The sequence below is a fragment of the Serratia sp. HRI genome (assembly GCF_010119335.3).
In the GTDB taxonomy this organism is placed as follows: Bacteria; Pseudomonadota; Gammaproteobacteria; order Enterobacterales; family Enterobacteriaceae; genus Serratia; species Serratia nevei.
In genome coordinates, this window is sequence record NZ_CP083690.1 from 2,347,282 (window position 1) to 2,367,072 (window position 19,791).

10 protein-coding genes are annotated in these 19,791 nt (G+C 61.1%); 5 read left to right on the forward strand and 5 right to left on the reverse strand.

Features of this window, described 5'->3' with window-relative positions:
- Nucleotides 1-71: 71 nt before the first annotated feature.
- The 3 genes from GF111_RS11370 to GF111_RS11380 form a co-directional block, all read right to left on the reverse strand.
- On the reverse strand, nucleotides 72-1,304 hold the full coding sequence (locus tag GF111_RS11370; RefSeq protein ID WP_038879328.1) for a YncE family protein: 1,233 nt from the start codon (nucleotides 1,302-1,304) through the stop codon (nucleotides 72-74).
- 47 nt (nucleotides 1,305-1,351) lie between these two features.
- Complete coding sequence (locus GF111_RS11375) at nucleotides 1,352-4,261, reverse strand: condensation domain-containing protein (RefSeq protein WP_147190227.1); 2,910 nt, start codon at nucleotides 4,259-4,261, stop codon at nucleotides 1,352-1,354.
- A 78-nt stretch (nucleotides 4,262-4,339) separates the two neighbouring features.
- Nucleotides 4,340-6,433 carry a TonB-dependent receptor gene (locus GF111_RS11380; protein ID WP_038879335.1) on the reverse strand — a complete coding sequence of 698 codons (2,094 nt, stop codon included), beginning with the start codon at nucleotides 6,431-6,433 and terminating at the stop codon, nucleotides 4,340-4,342.
- Between the two features lie 535 nt (nucleotides 6,434-6,968).
- On the opposite strand from GF111_RS11380, the gene GF111_RS11385 reads away from it, so the two are divergent.
- Nucleotides 6,969-8,579 (forward strand): condensation domain-containing protein, encoded by a 1,611-nt coding sequence (locus GF111_RS11385; protein WP_147190225.1) that lies wholly within the window; start codon nucleotides 6,969-6,971, stop codon nucleotides 8,577-8,579.
- Nucleotides 8,580-8,643: 64 nt separating this feature from the next.
- Nucleotides 8,644-11,739 carry an amino acid adenylation domain-containing protein gene (locus GF111_RS11390; RefSeq protein WP_147190223.1) on the forward strand — a complete coding sequence of 1,032 codons (3,096 nt, stop codon included), beginning with the start codon at nucleotides 8,644-8,646 and terminating at the stop codon, nucleotides 11,737-11,739.
- Nucleotides 11,740-11,781: 42 nt separating this feature from the next.
- Here GF111_RS11390 and GF111_RS11395 read toward each other — a convergent pair whose 3' ends face one another.
- Together GF111_RS11395 and gltP are read right to left on the reverse strand one after the other, a co-directional pair.
- Nucleotides 11,782-13,125, reverse strand: a complete 1,344-nt coding sequence (locus tag GF111_RS11395) for a condensation domain-containing protein (RefSeq protein WP_147190221.1) — start codon at nucleotides 13,123-13,125, stop codon at nucleotides 11,782-11,784.
- Nucleotides 13,126-13,401: 276 nt separating this feature from the next.
- Nucleotides 13,402-14,718, reverse strand: a complete 1,317-nt coding sequence (gene gltP / locus GF111_RS11400) for a glutamate/aspartate:proton symporter GltP (protein WP_015376334.1) — start codon at nucleotides 14,716-14,718, stop codon at nucleotides 13,402-13,404.
- Between the two features lie 901 nt (nucleotides 14,719-15,619).
- Between gltP and acs the strand changes: the two genes are divergently transcribed.
- The 3 genes from acs to actP all read left to right on the forward strand — a co-directional run bounded on the left by acs (nucleotide 15,620) and on the right by actP (nucleotide 19,639).
- Nucleotides 15,620-17,578, forward strand: coding sequence for an acetate--CoA ligase (acs, locus tag GF111_RS11405; RefSeq protein ID WP_038879348.1), 1,959 nt, complete (start codon nucleotides 15,620-15,622; stop codon nucleotides 17,576-17,578).
- A gap of 91 nt (nucleotides 17,579-17,669) precedes the next feature.
- A complete protein-coding gene (locus tag GF111_RS11410) occupies nucleotides 17,670-17,981 on the forward strand; it encodes a DUF485 domain-containing protein (protein ID WP_004930047.1) in 312 nt (103 codons plus the stop codon).
- Nucleotides 17,978-19,639, forward strand: coding sequence for a cation/acetate symporter ActP (actP, locus tag GF111_RS11415; protein WP_147191815.1), 1,662 nt, complete (start codon nucleotides 17,978-17,980; stop codon nucleotides 19,637-19,639). Before GF111_RS11410 ends, actP begins: the two co-directional genes overlap by 4 nt.
- Nucleotides 19,640-19,791: the final 152 nt, after the last annotated feature.

Consider the following 19,791-nt stretch of genomic DNA (forward strand, 5'->3'; position numbering starts at 1 on the left):
ACCACGCTTTTTCCTCCTTTGTCAGCCACTAGAAAGGGCGCCGAGGCGCCCTTTTTTATATTTATATTCAGTTAGTTGGTATGCAGCTGAATGCGCACCACGCTTTCCGGCTTGCCGGCCTTGGTGGAGGCACCGTCGTTTTTCACCGTCACGAACAGCGCGTCGCCTTTCGGATCCAACGCCAGGCTGTTAGGGTGCGGCGGCAGGTCTACGGTTTGCAGGCGCTTGAGCGTCTTGGCGTCGAACACCGTCAGCGTCCCGGCGCCGTGATCCACGCGCACGCCTTTGCGGTTGGCGACATACAGCCGCTGGCTGCGCTCATCGAGCAGCAGGCCGATCGGCACCTCATCCGTCAGCTCGCTGGCCAGCACCTTGCCGCTGTCCGCATCCAGCGCAAACACCCGGTGACCGCTGCTGCGCTTCACGTAGTCGTGCCCCAGATGATGGTTGCGGTAGTCGTCGCGATCGATGCCCTGATCGACGCCCAGCAGGCGATTGCTCGCCGGGTCATACACCAGATTCAGCAGTTGATCGGCCTGCACCTCGTGCGTAGCGGTGATGGCCAGCGTGTCGGCGTTCAGGGTGATCACCTGCCCCTGCATGTTGGAGACGAACACCCGGCGGCCCTTCTCATCCAGCGTGATGCCCACCGCGTTGTAGCCAAAGCCCGGGATCACTTTCTCCAGCTTGCCGGCCTTGGTATCGACCACGTACAGCACGCTGTCGACGCCGAAGCCCAGACCCGGCAGGAACAGGCGGCCGCTTTGCGCGTCATATTTGATCTCGCGGAGGCGGTACAGATAGTCCTCGGTGATTTTAAACTTCTTCAGCTCCGCCAACAGGAAATCCAGACGCTTGCCGCTGATGCCCGCCTGCTTGTAAGCCTGCTCCAGCACCGCTTTGTCCAGCAGCTTGATGCTGCCCAGCGCGTGGTTGGTGGTGGTGTCCACCACCCCGACTTCGCCGTTGAAAGCCTGCGTCAGGTACAGGCGATTGCCCGCGTCGTTCAGCGCCACGCCGAAGCCTTTCACCTGCAGCGGGATCTCTGCCTTGATCGCCAGGGTGTTGGGATCCAGCCGCAGCACGCGGGAGCGCGCCTCTTCCTTCCAGTCCGGCGCGCTGACGAACAGCGCCTGTTGCGAGGTGCTGTAGGCCATCTCCACCACCGTCGATGACAGCGCCTCGCGCTTGATGTCCTGCGGTTTGATGCCGACATCGTCCGCCTGCGCGGCGCCGGCGACCACCAGAGAGGCCGCCACCAGCAGCGACAGTAACGCGCGCGGGGTTGCTAGGGTTCCAGACATCCTTTTATCTCCTTGAAAATCATGCTTTCGGTTAGAGTGAAACAACGTCATGCCTGCGGCCCGGGCGGCAGCGCCGCCAGAGCGATATCGCCAGCGATGTGCTGCGCAAACTGGGTAAAGACGTGCTGAACGCCGTCGGCGATCAGATGGGCCTGCTCCCGGCTGTAGTGGTCCTGGCGGTAGGTCATCATCACCCGCAGGGATTTCTTCCCGGCCAGATCGTCTTCCATCACCTCAAACTGCAGGCCGAGCAGCGATTCGGCTTTCTCCGGCTCCACCTGACGGTAGGCGATCGCGCTGCCGTCCTGCAGCCGGAACTCGCCGTTCAGCTTGATGCGGCTGTGGATCTGGATAAACACTTCAAACATGTGGTTCTTGCGGTCGGCGTCCACGCCGAACAGCCCTTCCTCCACCAGATCGATCGGAATATCGGTGTACGGCAGCGAGCCGTTGATGGTGTTTTTCACCTGGCTGACCAACCCGGCCACCGTCAGCCCCTCGTCGAAGCGCACGCGGTGCACCACTACGGTGGTGAAGTAGCCGACGGTATCGAAGAACTCGGCGTCGTTACGGCCGGAGGTCGAGGTGCCCACCAGCAGATCCGCCGGGCCGCCGAGCAGGCGCAGCGCCGAGGTAATCCCGGCATACACCACGTTGAACAGCGAAGCGTTGTTGCGGCGGGCGAGCTGATACAGGCCTTCCGCCACGGCAGGATCGACCTCGAACTCCAGCCAGCCGCCGTTGACGTCCGCCGGTGCCGGCACCGCCGGGTGGGTGGACGCTTCTTGCCGGAAGATCGGCTGGCCGACCGGCGCGCCGCGCAGCGCGTCGAGCCAGTAGTCCAGATGTTGCTGCTGCACCCCGGAGGCCCGCTGCTGCCGGGCGAAAGTGTGGAACTGCGGCGGTTGCCCGCTCCACTGCGGCGCCTGGCCGACGACGCGATGGCGATAGGCGACGCCCAGCTCATCCATCATCAGGTTGAGCGACCATTCATCCAGCACCACATGGTGGAACAGCAGCGACAGCAGCTGTTGGCCGTTGTCCGCATCGCGCAGCAGCGTGACGCGCAGCGGCAGCTCGGCGGCCAGATCGAACCGGTGCTGGCCGGCATCGGCCAACAGGGCGGCGGCGTTGCCCGCCGGCGTTTCCTGAGAGAAGCGGAACCATTGGTAGTCCGACAGTTCGGCGGCCGGCACCACCACCTGCACCACCTCGCCCTGCTGCTCGACGAAGCGTGAACGCAGCACGGTATGGCGAGTCATGACGTCGATAAACGCCTGACGCAGCGCCGTTTCATCCACCGCATCGAAGAAGCGCAGAGAGAACGGCAGGTTGAAAATCTCGTCATGGCCAAAGGCTTCATACACCTTCCACAGCGATTCCTGCGCCAGCGACAGCGGCGCCTGCGCGCGATCATGGTCGTCGGCGGTGGCCACCGCGGCATTCGGCTGCGCGACGTTCAGGCGTTTGGCGTAGCCCGCCAACCCGCGCGCCGTCGGATGGCTGAACAGATCGTTAATGTTGATTTCGATCTGATGCAGGCTCAGCAAGCGACCGATCACCCGGGTAGCGACCAGCGAATGGCCGCCGCGATCGAAGAAGTCTTCATCCAGGGTCATTTCCGGCGCCACCAGCGCCTCACGGAACTCCTGCAAAATCAGCGGTGCAACGCTTTCGTCCGCGTCGCCGTTCGCCGCCGGCGCGGCCATCGCCGGGGAAGCGGCCTCAGCCGCCGGCAAGGCGACGGCAATCCGCTGCCCGGCCAGGAACGCGCTGAACTGCTCCAGCAGGAAAGGCGCCACATGGGGAGACAGGCGCGGGTCGGTGACCAGCTCGAGCGTCAGCGTTTCTGCCTCCGGCAAGCCCAGCAGCAGCGCCAGTTCAAACAGCGTATGCAGCGGCGGCAGCAACAGGCGTTCGGTGTGAACGCCTTCCAGCCGCCACTCTGCGGCCAGATCGTCGCGCCAGGCCACCAGCAGCTGCGCCCGTTGCGGGTCCGGCTGTTCAGCCACGGCCTGCGCCAGCAGCCGCTGCCCGACATCGCTCTCGCCATGCTGCACGGTCAGGCGCATCAGCGGCGGCGCCGTCAGGCCAAGCTCCAGGCCGACGAACTCCGCCGTTTCTGCGGCCGGCACGCACAGCTGCACCGCTTGGCCGCCGGCCTGCGCGGCGACGAACTCGGCAAACCGTGCCGCCACCGCCGCCAGCAAGGCCCGCGGCGTGTCGTTGGCGGGCAACAGCGAGCGAGCAATGCGCGTGACCACGCGCGAGCCCACCGGCGGCAAGGCTTCAGCGCGCTGCGCCGGGCTGCGGTAATCCTGCAGCGAGACCGCCTGGCGCACCCACGGCAGCTGCGGCTCCGAGGTTTCCGCCAGCTCGACCGGCGCCACCGCGAAAGACAGAGGCATCGCATCCCCGTTGTAACGGGCGGACAGCATCGCCGGCAGGTGGCGCCACGGCAGCGTTTCCGCCAGGATGTCATGCAAGACCACGCCCAAAATCACGGCATCGCCCGGCATGAGCAACAGCAGGCAGCGCAGCGGCGCTTCGCTTTCCAGTTCAAACGGCGTTGCCTGCGCCTGCAGCAGGCAACCCATGGCGTGTTGTTCGTCCGCCACCTGACGAAGGCTCACCGGCAACGGCGCCGAGCCGGCGGGGCGTTTCACCAGACCGTTTTCGTCCTCAAAAACGTAGCGCACGTCCACGCCCGGCGTTTCCCGCACCAGCGCCTGCAGCGCCGCCGTCAGTTGGGCAACATTCACCTTTCCCGTCAGGCGCCAGGCCAGCGCCCGCTGCCCGCGTGCGTCACCCTGCTGCAGATGGGCAAACCATGCCCGCTCTTCGGCTTCGCTCACCGGCCGTTCGCCGTTCGCTGACGTCGCGCCCAGCGCCTGAAACGCGCTCTCCAGCCGCTGGGCCTCTTCATCGCTCAGAATGCTGTCAAAATCACCGATCACTGCGTTATCTCCTTTGCCCGGCCGTGCCGGGATAGCGCATAAAAAGGGGGACATTCGTCCCCCGTCATCGCGATAGCGTTAGAAATTCAGCTCAACTGCTGCGCCGACCATGCGCGGGCGCTGCTGCGTCGCGGTGTAGATGTCGTTGCCACCAACCATAATGCGGCGCTCGGAGTCGAACAGGTTTTGCGCAAACAGCGTGGCGCGCCCATAGGCGAAGGTGTAGGCCAGTTGGGCGTTAGCCGACCAGTAGGAACCTATACGCCCGCGCGAATCGTTGTCATACGCCGAGTAATAGGAGTCCGAGAACGCCACGTTAGTGCTCACTTCCCACCCTTTCAGGAACTGATATTTGGCGCCCATGTTGGCGGTGTAAGCCGGCGCGCGTCCCAATTCATGCCCTTCCACGCCGCTGCCCGAGAACTTTTTGATCTTGGTTTTCAGCAGACCAACGTTACCGAACAGCTCGAAGTCCCAACGCGGCTGCCAGGTGGCGCCGATTTCCGCACCGTAGGTTTCCACCTTGTCGGCGTTACGGATCACGCTGGAGTTTTCACCCAAGTAATAAGGCAGCTGCATGTCTTTGTAATCGTTGTAGAACACGTTGCTGGTCAGCACCACGTTGGCGTCTTTCAGGTGATGACGGGTGTACAGCTCATAGTTCCAGACATACTCGGAACCGTAGGTGTAACTGACGATCGGACTGCTGAGAGTAATGCCCGCGCCGCCGGCGTTATAACCGCGGGCGATCTTGGCGCCGTAGGTTTGAGTGTCCGTCGGTTTCCAGGCCACGTCCAACTTCGGCAGGAACACGGTGTAGGTTTCGTCGAAGTCGATGCGCACCGCCTGGCTGCCACCGTTGCGTTTGCGATGTTCGCGTTCCAAACGGCTGGCGGCGGTCACGTCCACCTGCGGCGTCAGCGCATAGGTCAACTCAGCGAAGGCCGAGTTAGTGTCGGTTTTATCTTTAAACGTCGCGCCGCCGAAGATATTGACGAACTCATCCTGCTTGGCGTGAAAATAACGCAGCCCCGCCAGCCCGTGCAGGCGACTGTCCGCGCCGCCGAAGCGCACCACCGGCTCCACGTGCACCTCTTTGCCGCCGATGTCGGCGTACGGCAACTTATAAGCCGTGGCACGGTTAATGTTGAAATCGGTATAGATAACGCGGTTTTCCAACGCCAGGCCATCGGAGGCCTCCCAGGCCAGATCCCAGATACCGCTGTTCACATTGCTTTTGAACACCGGCCGGCGGATGTCGTGACGCGCACTCGCAGGATGCGGTTGCGGGTTGAGGCTTTCGTTCTGCGGCGCGGAGCTGCCGAAGTGGTTAAAGGTCAGTTTGGTGGTCAGATCGCGCAAACCGGCCGGATTGAACAGCAGCTTGGCGCGAGCGGTGGTGGCCTCCACTTCACGCGGATCGCCCACCGGCTCATAGGCCGGCAGGTCAGCATCGCTGCGGCGGCGCTGGCGATCGACGCTGACGCGAAACGCCAGCTGATCTTCCACCAGCGGGCCGGACGCCATGGCCGCCAACTGTGAAGAGTGCTGATTGCCGGCCCCGCCCTTGAAGGCGCTTTCCCATTCGAAGGTCGGATCTTTACTGGCCATGACGATGGCGCCGGCGATGGCGTTGCGCCCCTGAATATAACTTTGTGGGCCGCGGAACACTTCAACGCGATCCAGATCCCACAGCGATTGCGGTCCGTAGGCTTGTTCGTTATAGGTCAGCGAACGGCCGTCCAACGACAGATTGAGGCGCGGACGGGTGCCGCTGAGGAAAGCGCCAGCACCGGTGGTCGGGCCGGAGCCGTCAACGCCACGCACGGTTGGCAGATCGTTGCCGATGCCGACATCCACCACGTTGGGGGTCATGCGCAGCAAATCGGGAACCTGTGTCGCATTAGGCATTGAGGCGATGCGGTTGCTGTCGAACACTTCGACGCTAGAGCCGGTGTCAAAAATGGAACGTTTGATCTTCTCACCGGTGACCAGCAGCGTTTCCGCGTCCTGGTAGGTTTCGTTGCTCTTCGTTTCCGCCGCATTGACGTTACCGATCGCCAGTGAACAAACCCCTAAAAATACGGAGGAAAACGCCCCAATGGCTTTCAACCCCGCTTTTTCCCCGTTTCCTACGCTTTCATGCCGTTGAGCCGCAAAATGCTTGCCCATAGATGTCTTCTCCTTTCATCCCAGAGGTGCACAAAATTTGATTTTTTTTTACACAACCTACATCGACACTCACACAGACCATGACGCTCCGGCCTTCCCGACCTTTGTGTTGCTTATCCCTGCGGCAAACCCATGCCTTCCGCGGCCCGACGGGTGCGGCCCCGTCCACGGCCAAGCCGCCGGCGGAGCGGCCGGCAGCTTGTATAAAAACGTAAAATAATGTTAAGAATGATAATATTTTGCATTTTCTAATGCAAATCATTATCAACAAAGGTGCGAGGCAGGCCGCGATAGCCGCCAGAAAACCTTATACTTTCGCAGGTAAAACAGGCGCTGTAATAACAAGCAATCATTACAATACTAAGAATAATATAGATAAATTATTCACACCCAACGATACCCCCGTCAGCTCTCGCTAAAACCCCTTATAGATAGCACCCTCGCGCCAAATGGATCAAATAATAATAATTTTCATTCCTATTAACATTTGGATATATTCTTGCAGTCTCGTTGGCTGAATCAAAATGGATACCCGATGAAAGCTTTGACCACGATGCAGGCCGCCTATTGGGTAGGCCGACAGTCCGCTCCTCCCCTCGGCGGCATGGCCGCCCACCTGTATGCGGAATTCGACGGCGGCGAGCTGGATCTCGCCCGACTGCGCCAGGCCGTCGATGCGCTGTACCTGCGTCATCCGCTGTTGCGCCTGCGCATTACCGATGATGGCCGCCAGACGATCGCGCCTCCCGGCCCCCGGCACGCCTTGCATCTCGACGACTGGCGGCACGCCGATACAGCGACGCTGGCAGCCGCGCTCGCCGCCAAACGCCAGGCAAAAAGTACCCAGCTGCTGCCGCTGGAACAGGGCGTGCCCTGCGATATCAGCCTGAGCCTGTTGCCGGAAGGGCGCAGCCGCCTGCATGTCGATCTCGATATGATCGCCGGCGATGCCATGAGTTTTCGCCTGTTGATGGAAGATCTGACGGCGTTTTATCACCAGTGCCCACCGGTGCCCTTCCATGACGCGCCGCCGGCCTACTTCGATCACCTCGCACAACGTGACGCCGACGAGGCGCTGCGTCAGCGGCGCGAACGCGGTCAACGTTGGTGGCGTGAGCGCCTGGCGCAGGTGCCACCGGCGCCGCGCCTGCTGCGCACGCCGGACCGCTGCCGCAGCGATCGCCTGGCCATACAGCTGAATGCAGAGGAAAGCCGCGCGCTGGAGAACGTCGCCAAACGGCACCACACCTCGCTCTCGACGCTGTTTCTCGCACTGTTCGCCCTGGCCGTCGGCCAGGGTTGGAACATGACGCGCTTTCGGCTCAACGTGCCGCTGTTCCACCGCGAGAGCGAACGGGAGGACGCGCATCGCCTCATCGGCGATTTCTCTAACCTGGTGCTGCTCGGCGTGGAGCTGATCCCGACGGAAAACCTGAGCGCCTTCTGCCGGCGCCTGATGACGCAGCTGGCGGAGCTGATCGAGCATGCGGATTACCCCGGCGTGAGCGTGATGCGCGATCTGTCGCGCCTGCACGGCAGCCTACAGCCTTCACCGGTGGTGTTTACCGCCGGTTTCGGCATCCGCGGCAAGACGCTGTTTTCCGAACGGGTCACCGACACCTTCGGCCGTCTCGGCTGGGTCATCTCTCAGGGGCCGCAGGTGGCGCTGGATGCGCAAGTCGCCCACGTCGACGACGGCATTCTGATCAACTGGGACGTGCGGCTCGACGCGTTCCCCGAGCAGGTGCTGCCACGCCTGCTGGCCTGTTACCGGGCGCTGCTGCACCTGGCCGCGCGGCAAACGGCGGCGTTCGATCGCCCGCTGTCGCACCTGCTGGCGCAATGCACGCCCGACGCGCTGGCGCAGCAGGCGCCGGTGCGCCAGGTGCTGCATCGGCTGCTGGCGCGGGTGGCCCCCGAGGCCGGCTTGCGTGACCACGACGACATCCGCCGGTTAGCCTTGCCGGATGCCGGGGTGAACGCGCTGCTGACGGTGCTCAACAAGTATCTGGCGGCGGGGCTGACGGCGCAGGATCTGGCGGCGCATTCCTCCCCTGCGGCGCTGGCGGCATTGATCTGCCAACGCTCGCCCGAGGCAGGAAGGCATGCGAAAACGCTGCTCGCCGCGCTGGCGCCGCAGCACTGAGATCGGTTTCCGGGCGCGCAGCGCCCGGCTCGTTTTAATCGGTTAACGACTATAGGGAAGTACCATGGAGACAGCTTTAACCGCACTGCAGCAGGCCTATCTTCTGGGCCGCAGCGATCGATGGCCGCTCGGCGGCGTGGCGATGCACGACTTTCGCGAATACCACGCCCGGCAGCTGGACGTACCGCGCCTTGAAACGCGCCTGACCGAGCTGGTACAGCATTACCCGGCGTTGCGCACCTGCATCAATGTGCAGCGCGGCACGCAGCACGTACGCCCGGAGGTGACGCTGCATCTGGATCGCCACGATTTGCGCGCCCTTGATGGCGAAGCGGCGCAGCGCCAGATCGAACAGCTGCGCGCGCGTTACTCCCACCAGCGCCACGATCCGAGCCAACCGCTGTGGCGCATCGCCGTGCTCCAACTTGCCGAACAGCAGGATCCGACGGGATCGCCGTACGATACGCTGATCCTCACCAGCTTCGATGCGTTGATCCTCGACGGCCAGGGGATCTCCACCGTGATCGCGCGCCTGTTTGACGATCGCCCTCTGGCGCCGACCACCGCTGCGCTTCCGCCCCCTGCTGCACCTGCGGCGCAGCGCCAGGCCGATGCCGCCTACTGGCGCGACAAACTGCAGGATGTCACCACCCCGTCGGCACTGCCGTGGCGCGCCCCGCTCGCCAATCTCACCTCGTCGCGCTATCGCCGCGCCACCCTGACGCTGCCGCGCGATACGATAAAACAGCTCGGCCGCCTGGGATCGCCACACGCGCTGCTGCGCAACAGCCTGCTGTCGGCGCTGATCCTCGATACGCTGGCCCACTGGACCACCGACGGCGAGCTGTGCGTCGGCGTGCCGGTGGCATTCCCCGCCGCCGACGGTGCACTGGGCAACGCCTCCAGCTTCGTGGCGGTACGCTATTCGCGCCACGGCGAAGATTTTCTCCAGCGCGCACAAGCCCTGCAGGACGACGTGCTCGGCGCGCTCGATCACCTGACGTTTTCCGGCGTCGATCTGGCGCGGCAGTTGCTCGGCCAAAGCCAAGGCGGCCCGGCGCTGCCGGTGATCCTGACCAACTGCCTGGGCTGGGAGACGCTGCCGGCCGAGGCGCCGGTGCGCTTCCACGACGGCCTGACCCAAACGCCGCAGGTCGCCATCGACATTCGCCTGACGCTGGACAGCGAAAAAAACCTGCAGCTGTGCGTGGACTACGCCGAGCAGGCGCTGCACGGTGAACAGGTAGAAGCCATGCTGGCGGCATTGCAGCGACGCATCCTGCACAGCTGCCAACGGGCCGATCTGGCGATCGCGCCGCGGGACTTCATCGATCTGGCGCATTACCGCCACAACGACAGCGAAGCGAATTACGCACCTTATCCTTATCTGGCACAGCTGGCCGAGCGGCTGTTCGGCGCGCAAGGCGGCGGCAACGCGCTGATCTGCGGCGAACAGACGCTGACCTACCGCGAGCTGGGCCAGCGGATCGCCACGGCGATCGCCAATCTGCAGAATCGCGGCGTGCAGCCGGGCAACGTGGTCGCGCTGTATCTGCCGCGCAGCCCGGAACAGATCATCCTTAGCCTCGCCTGCGCCCTGCAGGGCGTGATCTGGGTACCTGTCGATATCAACTCGCCGCCGGAACGCACTGCCTACCTGCTGGAAAACTGCCGACCGACGCTGGTGGTGCACGGCGGCGATCTGGAGACGCCCATTGGCGTGACGCCGGCGACCCTGCTGGCGCCGACGGATCGCACGCCTGCACTGCCGGATGAACAAACGCTGGTTGAACGCAGCGCCAGCCAGGCCGCGAGCTACTACCTGTATACCTCCGGCACCACCGGTAAGCCCAAATGCGTGGTGCTCAACAACCGCGCCACCGCCAACGTCGTCCACCAGACCCAGCAGCGCTGGGCGGTCACCGCCGACGACGTCTTCATTTCCGTCACGCCGCCGCACCATGACATGTCGATGTTCGATCTGTTCGGTTCGCTGTGCGCCGGCGCCACGCTGGTGCTACCGGCGCCGCATCAGGAAAAGGACGCCATCAGCTGGAACCAACTGGTGGAAAAGCATCGGGTCACCCTGTGGTGTTCGGTGCCCGCGATTCTGGAGATGCTGCTCACCTGCAAAACGGCCGATAGCCTGCGTTCGCTACGCCTGGTGGCGCAAGGCGGCGACTACATCAAACCGGCGACGGTACAAACCCTGCGTACCCTGCGCCCGGATCTCGCGCTGTTCTCGCTCGGCGGACCGACCGAAACCACCATCTGGAGCATCTGGCACCCGATCGCCCCGCAGGAGAAAGGCACCGTGCCTTACGGCCGCCCGCTGCCGGCCAACCGCTACTTCATCTGCCATGACGACGGCAGCCACTGCCCGGCCGGCGTGGTCGGCCGCATCCATACCGCCGGGGTCAACCTGGCGTTGGGCTACCTGGAGCAGGGGGAGCTGAAGCAGCACGATTTCGTTACCCTCGAAGGGCCGGATGGGCAACCGCTGCGCGCTTTTCGCACCGGCGATCAAGGCTACTACCGGGCGGACGGCAACATCATGTTCGCCACCCGGGTGAACGGCTATGTGAAGATCCGCGGCGTGCGCGTCTCGTTGCCGGAAATCGAAGACGTGCTGCGCCGCCATCCGGCGATCCAGGACATGGTGGTGGTGGATTACCCCAGCGGAGAGAACAACGAGGCGGCGCTCGGTGCCCTGTATCTGACCCGCGACGGTACCCCCCTGCAGCTGTCCGAGATCCGCGCCTTCGCCACCGGCTATCTGCCCTGTACCCATATTCCGACACGCTTTATCCATGCCGAGGCGCTGCCGCTGTCCGCCAACGGCAAAACCGACCGCCATCGCATCCGTGCCGACCTGAGCCACCAGCAAACCGCGCCGGCGCTGAACGCCTGTGCAGCCCCACCGCCGAACGCGCCTTTGGCGCGCAGCGCAGAGATCCTGACCATTTACTGGCAGGCGATCGGCGTGGCACCGCGCCCGGAATGGGGAGAAGAGACGGCATTTATCGCCATGGGGCTGAAGCTGCCGCATATCAAACAGGTGGCGGAACGCCTCAATGACGCTTTCGGCACCCGTCTGGTAAGCAGTTCCCTCCTGCCGTGCAAGAACGCGCGCGAAGTGGCGGCGTTGCTGGCCAGCTGAAATCACACCACTTGGGCGGGGACATCCCCCGCCCGCTTTTTATCAGGCGGGCAACGCCGTCAGGGCCGCCAGCGGTTGCTCCCAGGCTTCCCGCTGCAGCGCGCGCATCAGAAACTCTTGCAGCGCCTCGCCATAATCCAGCGCATCCTCCGCCGGGAACTGCTCCAGATAAATATCGATATCCACCTGCAGATCGCGGGCGTCGGTGCGGCCGCGATAAGTCAGGTTAAAACCGTCGCCCGAGCCGCCGGCCAATACGCGGCGGGTGCCGCTACAGCCGACAAAACGAGGCGTATCGAAGGGTTGCACGTTGATGAAGGGGGAAATAAAGAAGCGCGAGTCAGGATCCACACCGCGATCGGCGGCCAGTTGGCGCAGGCGGTAGCCGGCGTGGCTGCGCAGCTCGCGCAGCTGCTGCGTTAGAGCGGTGAGAAAGCCCCCCAGCGTCTCCGCTGGCGGCGGTGACACCAGCAGCGGCAGCGTGTTGACCGCCAACGAAGGCACGTTGGTGGCGGCCTGCCCGCGGCGATTCATCGCCGGCATCCACATCGGCAACGCCTCGCCCTGCCGGGTGTCGCGGGGCATCACCTGAAACAGCCAGGCCGCCGACAGCGCCACCAGCAAGTCAGGCCAATTGATGCCGCTGCGCTCCGCCAGCTGCGCCAGTCGTTGCGATACCGCCGCCGGTAGCCGGTGGTGGGTGCTCAGACGCCGCACGCCATAGGCCTCACCGCCCTTGCGCACCGTCGGCAACGCCTGCGACGGCGGCAGATAGCTCTGCCAAAAGCGCCGATCGCGCTCGCATCGATCAGAACCCGCGTAGGCCAGCTCAGCCTGTTGAAAGGCGTCGAAGGCGCCCAGAGGCATACCCGCGCTGCCTTCACCCAGATAGTGTGCATACAACGCGGCGCAGCGGTGTTCAATTAGCGCCATACCGAAACCATCAACCAGAATATGGTGCGCACGTACGTACCAGAGGTAGCGCTCCGGCCCCAGCTTGATCAGCCAGGCGGCGGCTAACGGCTCGCAGTGCAGCGCCCGGCGCTGCGCGATATCTTCGCGCATCAGGTTTTGCGCCGCCTGCCAGGGATCGCCGTGCGTTTGCAGATCGATGCGTTGCAATGGCGGTATACGCCGTGGATCGTGCCGTAACGGCGGAGGAGCGTCGCCATGCCGTTCGCCAAAGCGCAGGGCAAACGCCTGCGTCTCGGCGAGGGTGGTGGCGATCGCCCGGCAGAGCGCCTCTTCCTCTACCGCGCCGCACAGTTCGGTGCAGTGTGCGACGGTGGACAGGGCCTGCCCGGGGTGTAAGGTGTGTTCTTCCCAGAAATCAAGCTGCGCTGGCGCCAGCGGCAACCATTCAGAGGCCAAAGCGGTGTCCGACATGTTACCTACCTTTGATAAGCCCGAATAAAGACGCCGAACGGGCGTAACCCCGCCGTTCAACGGCTTTTGTGTGTCTCCATACATCATTAAATGAAAATGATAATAACATCTATTATCATTTCTATTAATTTGGTAACACTTTAGATTCTGTTAAGCGGGGATGCAAGTCGCGCAGTGGGGACGGAGAAAAGAAAGTGGCTGAGAGAAGACGGCTAAAAAACAAAACGCCCCGGCACAGCTGCCCGGGGCGTTTTTAACGTCGGCGATGCTCGGTGATTAGGCCTGGTTGGCCGGCTTCACCTTCTGCGCCAGAAACTCCGTTTCGTAGGCCAGCGCCTTCTTGCGATCGAACTGGTGTTCCCACTTGGCGATCACCAACACCGCCAGCGCGTTACCCACGACGTTCAGCGCGGTGCGCGCCATATCCAGGATACGGTCCACGCCGGCGATGAACGCCAGGCCTTCCAACGGAATGCCGACGCTGCCCAGCGTGGCCAGCAGCACCACGAACGAGACGCCCGGCACGCCGGCGATCCCTTTCGAGGTGACCATCAGCGTCAGCACCAGCACGATCTCCTGCCCCAACGACAGCTCGATGCCGTACAGCTGGGCGATAAAGATAGCGGCAATGCTCTGGTACAGCGTCGAGCCATCCAGGTTAAAGGAGTAGCCGGTCGGCACCACGAAGCTGGTGATCGACTTGGGCGCGCCGTAAGCCTCCATCTTTTCGATGATGCGCGGCAGCACCGTTTCCGAGCTGGCGGTGGAATAAGCCAGGATCAGTTCGTCTTTCAGGATACGGATCAACGTCCAGATGCGCAGGTTGCACAGCCGGGCGACCGCTCCCAGCACCACCAGGGCGAAGAACGCGATGGCAAAGTACACCAGCACCACCAGCTTGGCCAGCGGCAGCAGCGAGGCGAAACCGAAGTTGGCTACCGTGACCGCAATCAGGCCAAACACCCCGATCGGCGCATAGCGCATGATCATGTGGGTGACTTTGAACATGCTCTCGGACACCGCCTTGAACACCTTCAGCAGCGGCTCTTTGGTCTCTTTCGGCAACGACGACAGCCCCAGACCGAACAGCACCGAGAAGAAGATAATCGGCAGCATGTCGCCCTTGGCCATCGACGAGAAGACGTTCGACGGGATCAGCGACAGAATGGTCGCCACCAGACTGTGCGAACCGCTTTGCACCTGTTCGGTGGTTTTCTCATACTGCGAAATGTCCACCGTGGTCAGCGTCGACATATCGATGCCGTGGCCAGGTTGGAATACGTTGGCCAGCGTCAACCCCACCACGATGGCAACGGTGGTGATCACTTCGAAGTAAATAATGGTTTTCAATCCGATGCGGCCCAGCTTTTTCGCATCGCCCACGCCGGCAATACCGACGATCAGCGTGGAAATAACGATCGGTACCACAATCATCTTGATCAGGCGAATAAAGATATCACCCGCCGGGCTGAGAATATTGCTGACCAGCCACTCACGAGATTCTGTCTGGTTGTGCAATACCGCGCCAACAATAATACCCAGTACCAACGCGATCAGGATTTGCCAAGCCAGGCTAATTTTTACACTTTTCATACCCAAAAAGTCCTCAAAGACTCTTTTCGCCGTACAAAGTCGCAACACGGAGAAAAGAATACTTAATCATTTATTACAGGCTTATGTTAATTCAGTGGAAGCGTTCACCTGCCCTGGGTGCGACGCAGTATAAATCTGTATCATCCGGGCGGCATGCTCTGCAAGCCTTGATTTGTCAGGGTTGAGCGCTGAATCGAATCACAAAAAATTCGCGTTACTATTTCAAACGGCATAATTACTTGTTATTAAAAACATAATTTTTCATATAATGAAGCACATAACCGCGCCGACGACGTTTTTTTGAACGCCATTAAAATGCGTTATTTTTCGTCTATTCTGCATATTTAATCCGCATAAAATGTTTATATTTTGTTACGCAAAAGTCAAATGAATGAGAATTGACCGAGTGACATTTTCGGCCATAAATGCAGCACCGCTTTATATTTAGCTTAAAAATCGAACGATGGCGCAGAATGAATACCCCTGGGTATCACCCGAACTTTCATCAGGAAATTAAAGGTTAATAAAACGTTATTTCACGGTGTGCCGTCCATCGTTATATCGCGTTAATACCAACTTCGAATATTAATAACGAAAAATAATCCAAAAAGATTTATAGCGCGAAATAACGCAGGCCTTTCCGGCGCGATTAATCACGAGGCAAACAGTCTCATCTTTTTTTATTCTTTTTTGTTCTTTAGATAAGTGTTTTTGGCTAAAAACGCGGGTTTATGATGATTTAAACGCCAAAGAGATAGATACGTCCTGCAAATGCGACAGAACTATTACAAATCAATATCTTTGTTGCGTGATCTGCCGCGCAAAAAAGAAACAAAGAATCGTAGCAAACTATACTTAACCTTCAGTTGACATATCATTAACAACTTCAAGGAGAAAAGCTATGAGCCAACTGCATAAACACGCTATTCCTTCTGCAATTGCAGAGCGCGCCCTGATTAATCCGGCACAATACCAACAGTATTATCAACAGTCGGTTCAAGACCCAGAGGCTTTCTGGGGTGAGCATGGCAAAATCCTGGACTGGATCAAACCCTATACCAAAGTTAAAAACACGTCGTTCGATCCCGGCCACGTCAGCATTCGTTGGTTTGAAGACGGTACGCTGAACCTGTCTGCCAACTGTCTGGACCGCCATCTGACTGAGCGCGGCGACCAGACCGCCATTATCTGGGAAGGCGATGACCCGACCCAATCCAAAAAGGTGACTTACAAACAGCTGCACCACGATGTCTGCCAGTTCGCTAACGTGCTGAAAAAGCTCGGCGTGAAAAAAGGCGACGTGGTGGCCATCTATATGCCAATGGTGCCGGAAGCGGCGGTCGCAATGCTGGCTTGCGCGCGTATCGGCGCCGTACATTCGGTGATCTTCGGCGGCTTCTCGCCGGAAGCGGTCGCCGGACGCATTATCGACTCCAACGCCAGGCTGGTGATCACCGCCGATGAAGGCCTGCGCGCCGGCCGCGCCGTGCCGCTGAAAAAGAACGTCGATGATGCGCTGAAAAACCCCGGCGTGGTCAGCGTGGCTAACGTGGTGGTGTTCCAACGCACCGGGAAACCGGGTTACTGGCAGGAAGGGCGCGATCTGTGGTGGCATGAGCTGACCCAGGGCGTCTCCGCCGACTGCCCGCCGGAAGAAGTGAACGCCGAGGACCCGCTGTTTATCCTGTATACCTCCGGCTCGACCGGCAAACCGAAAGGCGTGCTGCACACCACCGGCGGCTACCTGGTGTACGCTGCGATGACCTTTAAGTATGTGTTCGACTACCACGACGGCGACATTTATTGGTGCACCGCCGACGTGGGCTGGGTCACCGGCCACAGCTATCTGTTGTACGGCCCGCTGGCCTGCGGCGCCACCACGCTGATGTTCGAAGGCGTGCCTAACTATCCGGGCGTCAATCGCCTGTCGCAGGTGATCGACAAGCACCAGGTCAACATTCTGTATACCGCGCCGACCGCCATTCGCGCCCTGATGGCCGAAGGCGACAAGGCGATCGAGGGCACCCGACGCGATTCGCTGCGCATCATGGGCTCGGTCGGCGAGCCGATCAACCCGGAAGCCTGGGAGTGGTATTACAACAAGATAGGCAACGCAAAGTGCCCGATCGTCGATACCTGGTGGCAAACCGAAACCGGCGGCTTCATGATTACCCCGCTGCCGGGCGCCACCGAGCTGAAGGCCGGTTCCGCCACGCGGCCTTTCTTCGGCGTACAGCCGGCGCTGGTCGATAACGTCGGCACACCGCAGGAAGGCGCATGCGAAGGCAACCTGGTGATCGTCGACTCCTGGCCGGGCCAGGCACGTACCCTGTTTGGCGATCATGACCGCTTCGAGCAAACCTACTTCTCGACCTTCAAAGGCATGTACTTCAGCGGTGACGGCGCCCGCCGCGACGAGGACGGTTACTACTGGATCACCGGCCGCGTCGACGACGTGCTGAACGTCTCCGGCCATCGTCTTGGCACCGCCGAGATCGAGTCTGCGCTGGTATCGCACCCGAAAATCGCCGAAGCGGCGGTGGTCGGCATTCCTCACAACATCAAAGGCCAGGCGATCTACGCCTACATCACGCTGAATCACGGCGAAGAACCGACGCCGGAGCTCTATACCGAAGTGCGCAACTGGGTGCGTAAAGAGATAGGGCCGATCGCCACGCCGGACGTGCTGCACTGGACAGATTCGCTGCCCAAAACGCGCTCCGGCAAGATCATGCGGCGTATCCTGCGCAAAATTGCCGCCGGCGACACCAGCAACCTGGGGGATACCTCCACGCTGGCGGATCCGGCCGTAGTCGACAAGCTGTTGGAAGAAAAACAATCAATGAAAGTGCCGTCATAATTTACGCCGCTTCAGGCCGCTCATTCGGATAACGCGCCGTTGAGCGGCCCTGGCGCGGCGTACTCTATCAATACCTACTGGAGACACTCTGATGAATGACACCATTTATCAAGGGATTGAAGAAAACCCGCGCTTTAAAGAGCTGGTGAGAAAACGCGGCCGGTTCGCCTGGCTGCTTTCGCTGATTACGCTGGCGCTGTACGTCGGCTTTATTCTGTTGATCGCCTTCGATCCGCAATGGCTCGGTACGCCGATCGCCGCCGGATCGACCATCACCCGCGGGATCCCGGTCGGCGTCGGGCTGATCGTGATCTCTTTCGTCTTGACCGGGATCTACGTATTTCGCGCCAACGGCGAGTTCGATCGCCTCACCGCAGAAATTTTGCGTGAGGTGAAACAATGAAGCGTCTATGCTCCGCCCTTTCCGCCGCCGCGTTGCTGTTGCTGCCCGATCTGGCCTATGCCGACGCCATCGGCGGCGAAGTGCATCGTCAGCCGCTGAACATCCAAGCGATCGTGATGTTTATCCTGTTTGTCGGTGCCACGCTCTACATCACCTATTGGGCCTCCAAACGCACCCGTTCCCGTCAGGACTACTATACCGCGGGCGGGCGCATCACTGGCCTGCAAAACGGCCTGGCGATAGCCGGTGACTTCATGTCCGCCGCCTCATTCCTCGGTATCTCCGCACTGGTCTACACCTCGGGCTATGACGGACTGATCTACTCCATCGGCTTCCTCATCGGCTGGCCGATCATTCTGTTCCTGATCGCGGAGCGCTTGCGCAACCTCGGCCGCTATACCTTTGCCGATGTCGCCTCTTACCGTCTGCAGCAGAAACCGATCCGTACCCTGTCGGCCTGCGGCTCGTTGGTGGTGGTGGCGCTGTATCTGATCGCGCAGATGGTCGGTGCCGGCAAGCTGATCCAGCTGCTGTTCGGGCTCAACTACCACGTAGCGGTGATCCTGGTCGGCATCCTGATGGTGCTGTACGTGCTGTTCGGCGGCATGCTGGCCACCACCTGGGTGCAAATTATCAAGGCGGTGCTGCTGCTGGCCGGCGCCAGCTTTATGGCGCTGATGGTGATGAAATCGGTCAACTTCGACTTCAATACCCTGTTCGCCGAAGCGGTGACGGTGCATCCGAAAGGCATCGCCATCATGAGCCCTGGCGGCTTGGTCTCCGATCCGATTTCCGCGCTGTCGCTCGGCCTGGCGCTGATGTTCGGCACCGCCGGTTTGCCGCACATCCTGATGCGCTTCTTTACCGTGAGTGACGCCAAAGAAGCGCGCAAGAGCGTGTTCTACGCCACCGGTTTTATCGGTTACTTCTATATCCTGACCTTTATTATCGGCTTCGGCGCCATCTTGCTGGTCAGCGCCAATCCAGCGTTCAAAGACGCCACCGGCGCGCTGCTGGGCGGCACCAACATGGCGGCGGTGCACCTGGCCAATGCCGTTGGCGGCAACTTCTTCCTCGGCTTTATCTCGGCGGTGGCCTTCGCCACCATTCTGGCGGTCGTTGCAGGCCTGACGCTGGCCGGCGCATCGGCCGTTTCCCACGATCTGTACGCCAGCGTGATGAAAAACGGCAAGGCGACCGAACGCGATGAGCTGAAGGTCTCCAAAATCACCGTCGTGGTGCTCGGCCTGGTCGCTATCGCGCTGGGGATTTTGTTCGAGAAGCAGAACATCGCCTTTATGGTCGGGTTGGCGTTCTCTATCGCCGCCAGCTGTAACTTCCCTATCATCATCCTGTCGATGTACTGGTCGCGTTTGACCACTCGCGGTGCAATGATTGGCGGCTGGCTGGGCCTACTGACGGCGGTGATTCTGATGATCCTCGGCCCGACGATCTGGGTGCAGATCCTCGGCCATGAAAAGCCGATTTACCCGTATGAATATCCGGCGCTGTTCTCGATGTTCGTGGCCTTTGTCGGCACCTGGCTGTTCTCGATCACCGATAGCTCGCTGGCCGGGCAGCAGGAGCGGGAACGCTTCCGGGCTCAGTTTGTCCGTTCGCAAACCGGGCTGGGCATCTCTCAGGGCAGCTCGCATTAACCGAATAATAAGTGAAAAAAAGCAAACACACCCTAATCAAAGGCCCTTCGAGGCCTTTTCTCTGGCTGTTTATCGGAGAGAAGCAGGGGAAAGCAGCGCAGCTGCGCTTTTTTGCGTTTTACGCATAGCAAAAAGCCCTGAACTGATGTTCA

Coding starts and splice junctions, on each gene's coding strand:
- GF111_RS11395 (WP_147190221.1), bottom strand. CDS start 13,125: ATGTCGGACACCGCTTTGGCCTCTGAATGGTTGCCGCTGGCGCCAGCG.
- GF111_RS11385 (WP_147190225.1), top strand. CDS start 6,969: ATGAAAGCTTTGACCACGATGCAGGCCGCCTATTGGGTAGGCCGACAG.
- actP (WP_147191815.1), top strand. CDS start 17,978: ATGAAGCGTCTATGCTCCGCCCTTTCCGCCGCCGCGTTGCTGTTGCTG.
- GF111_RS11380 (WP_038879335.1), bottom strand. CDS start 6,433: ATGGGCAAGCATTTTGCGGCTCAACGGCATGAAAGCGTAGGAAACGGG.
- GF111_RS11390 (WP_147190223.1), top strand. CDS start 8,644: ATGGAGACAGCTTTAACCGCACTGCAGCAGGCCTATCTTCTGGGCCGC.
- gltP (WP_015376334.1), bottom strand. CDS start 14,718: ATGAAAAGTGTAAAAATTAGCCTGGCTTGGCAAATCCTGATCGCGTTG.
- GF111_RS11370 (WP_038879328.1), bottom strand. CDS start 1,304: ATGTCTGGAACCCTAGCAACCCCGCGCGCGTTACTGTCGCTGCTGGTG.
- acs (WP_038879348.1), top strand. CDS start 15,620: ATGAGCCAACTGCATAAACACGCTATTCCTTCTGCAATTGCAGAGCGC.
- GF111_RS11410 (WP_004930047.1), top strand. CDS start 17,670: ATGAATGACACCATTTATCAAGGGATTGAAGAAAACCCGCGCTTTAAA.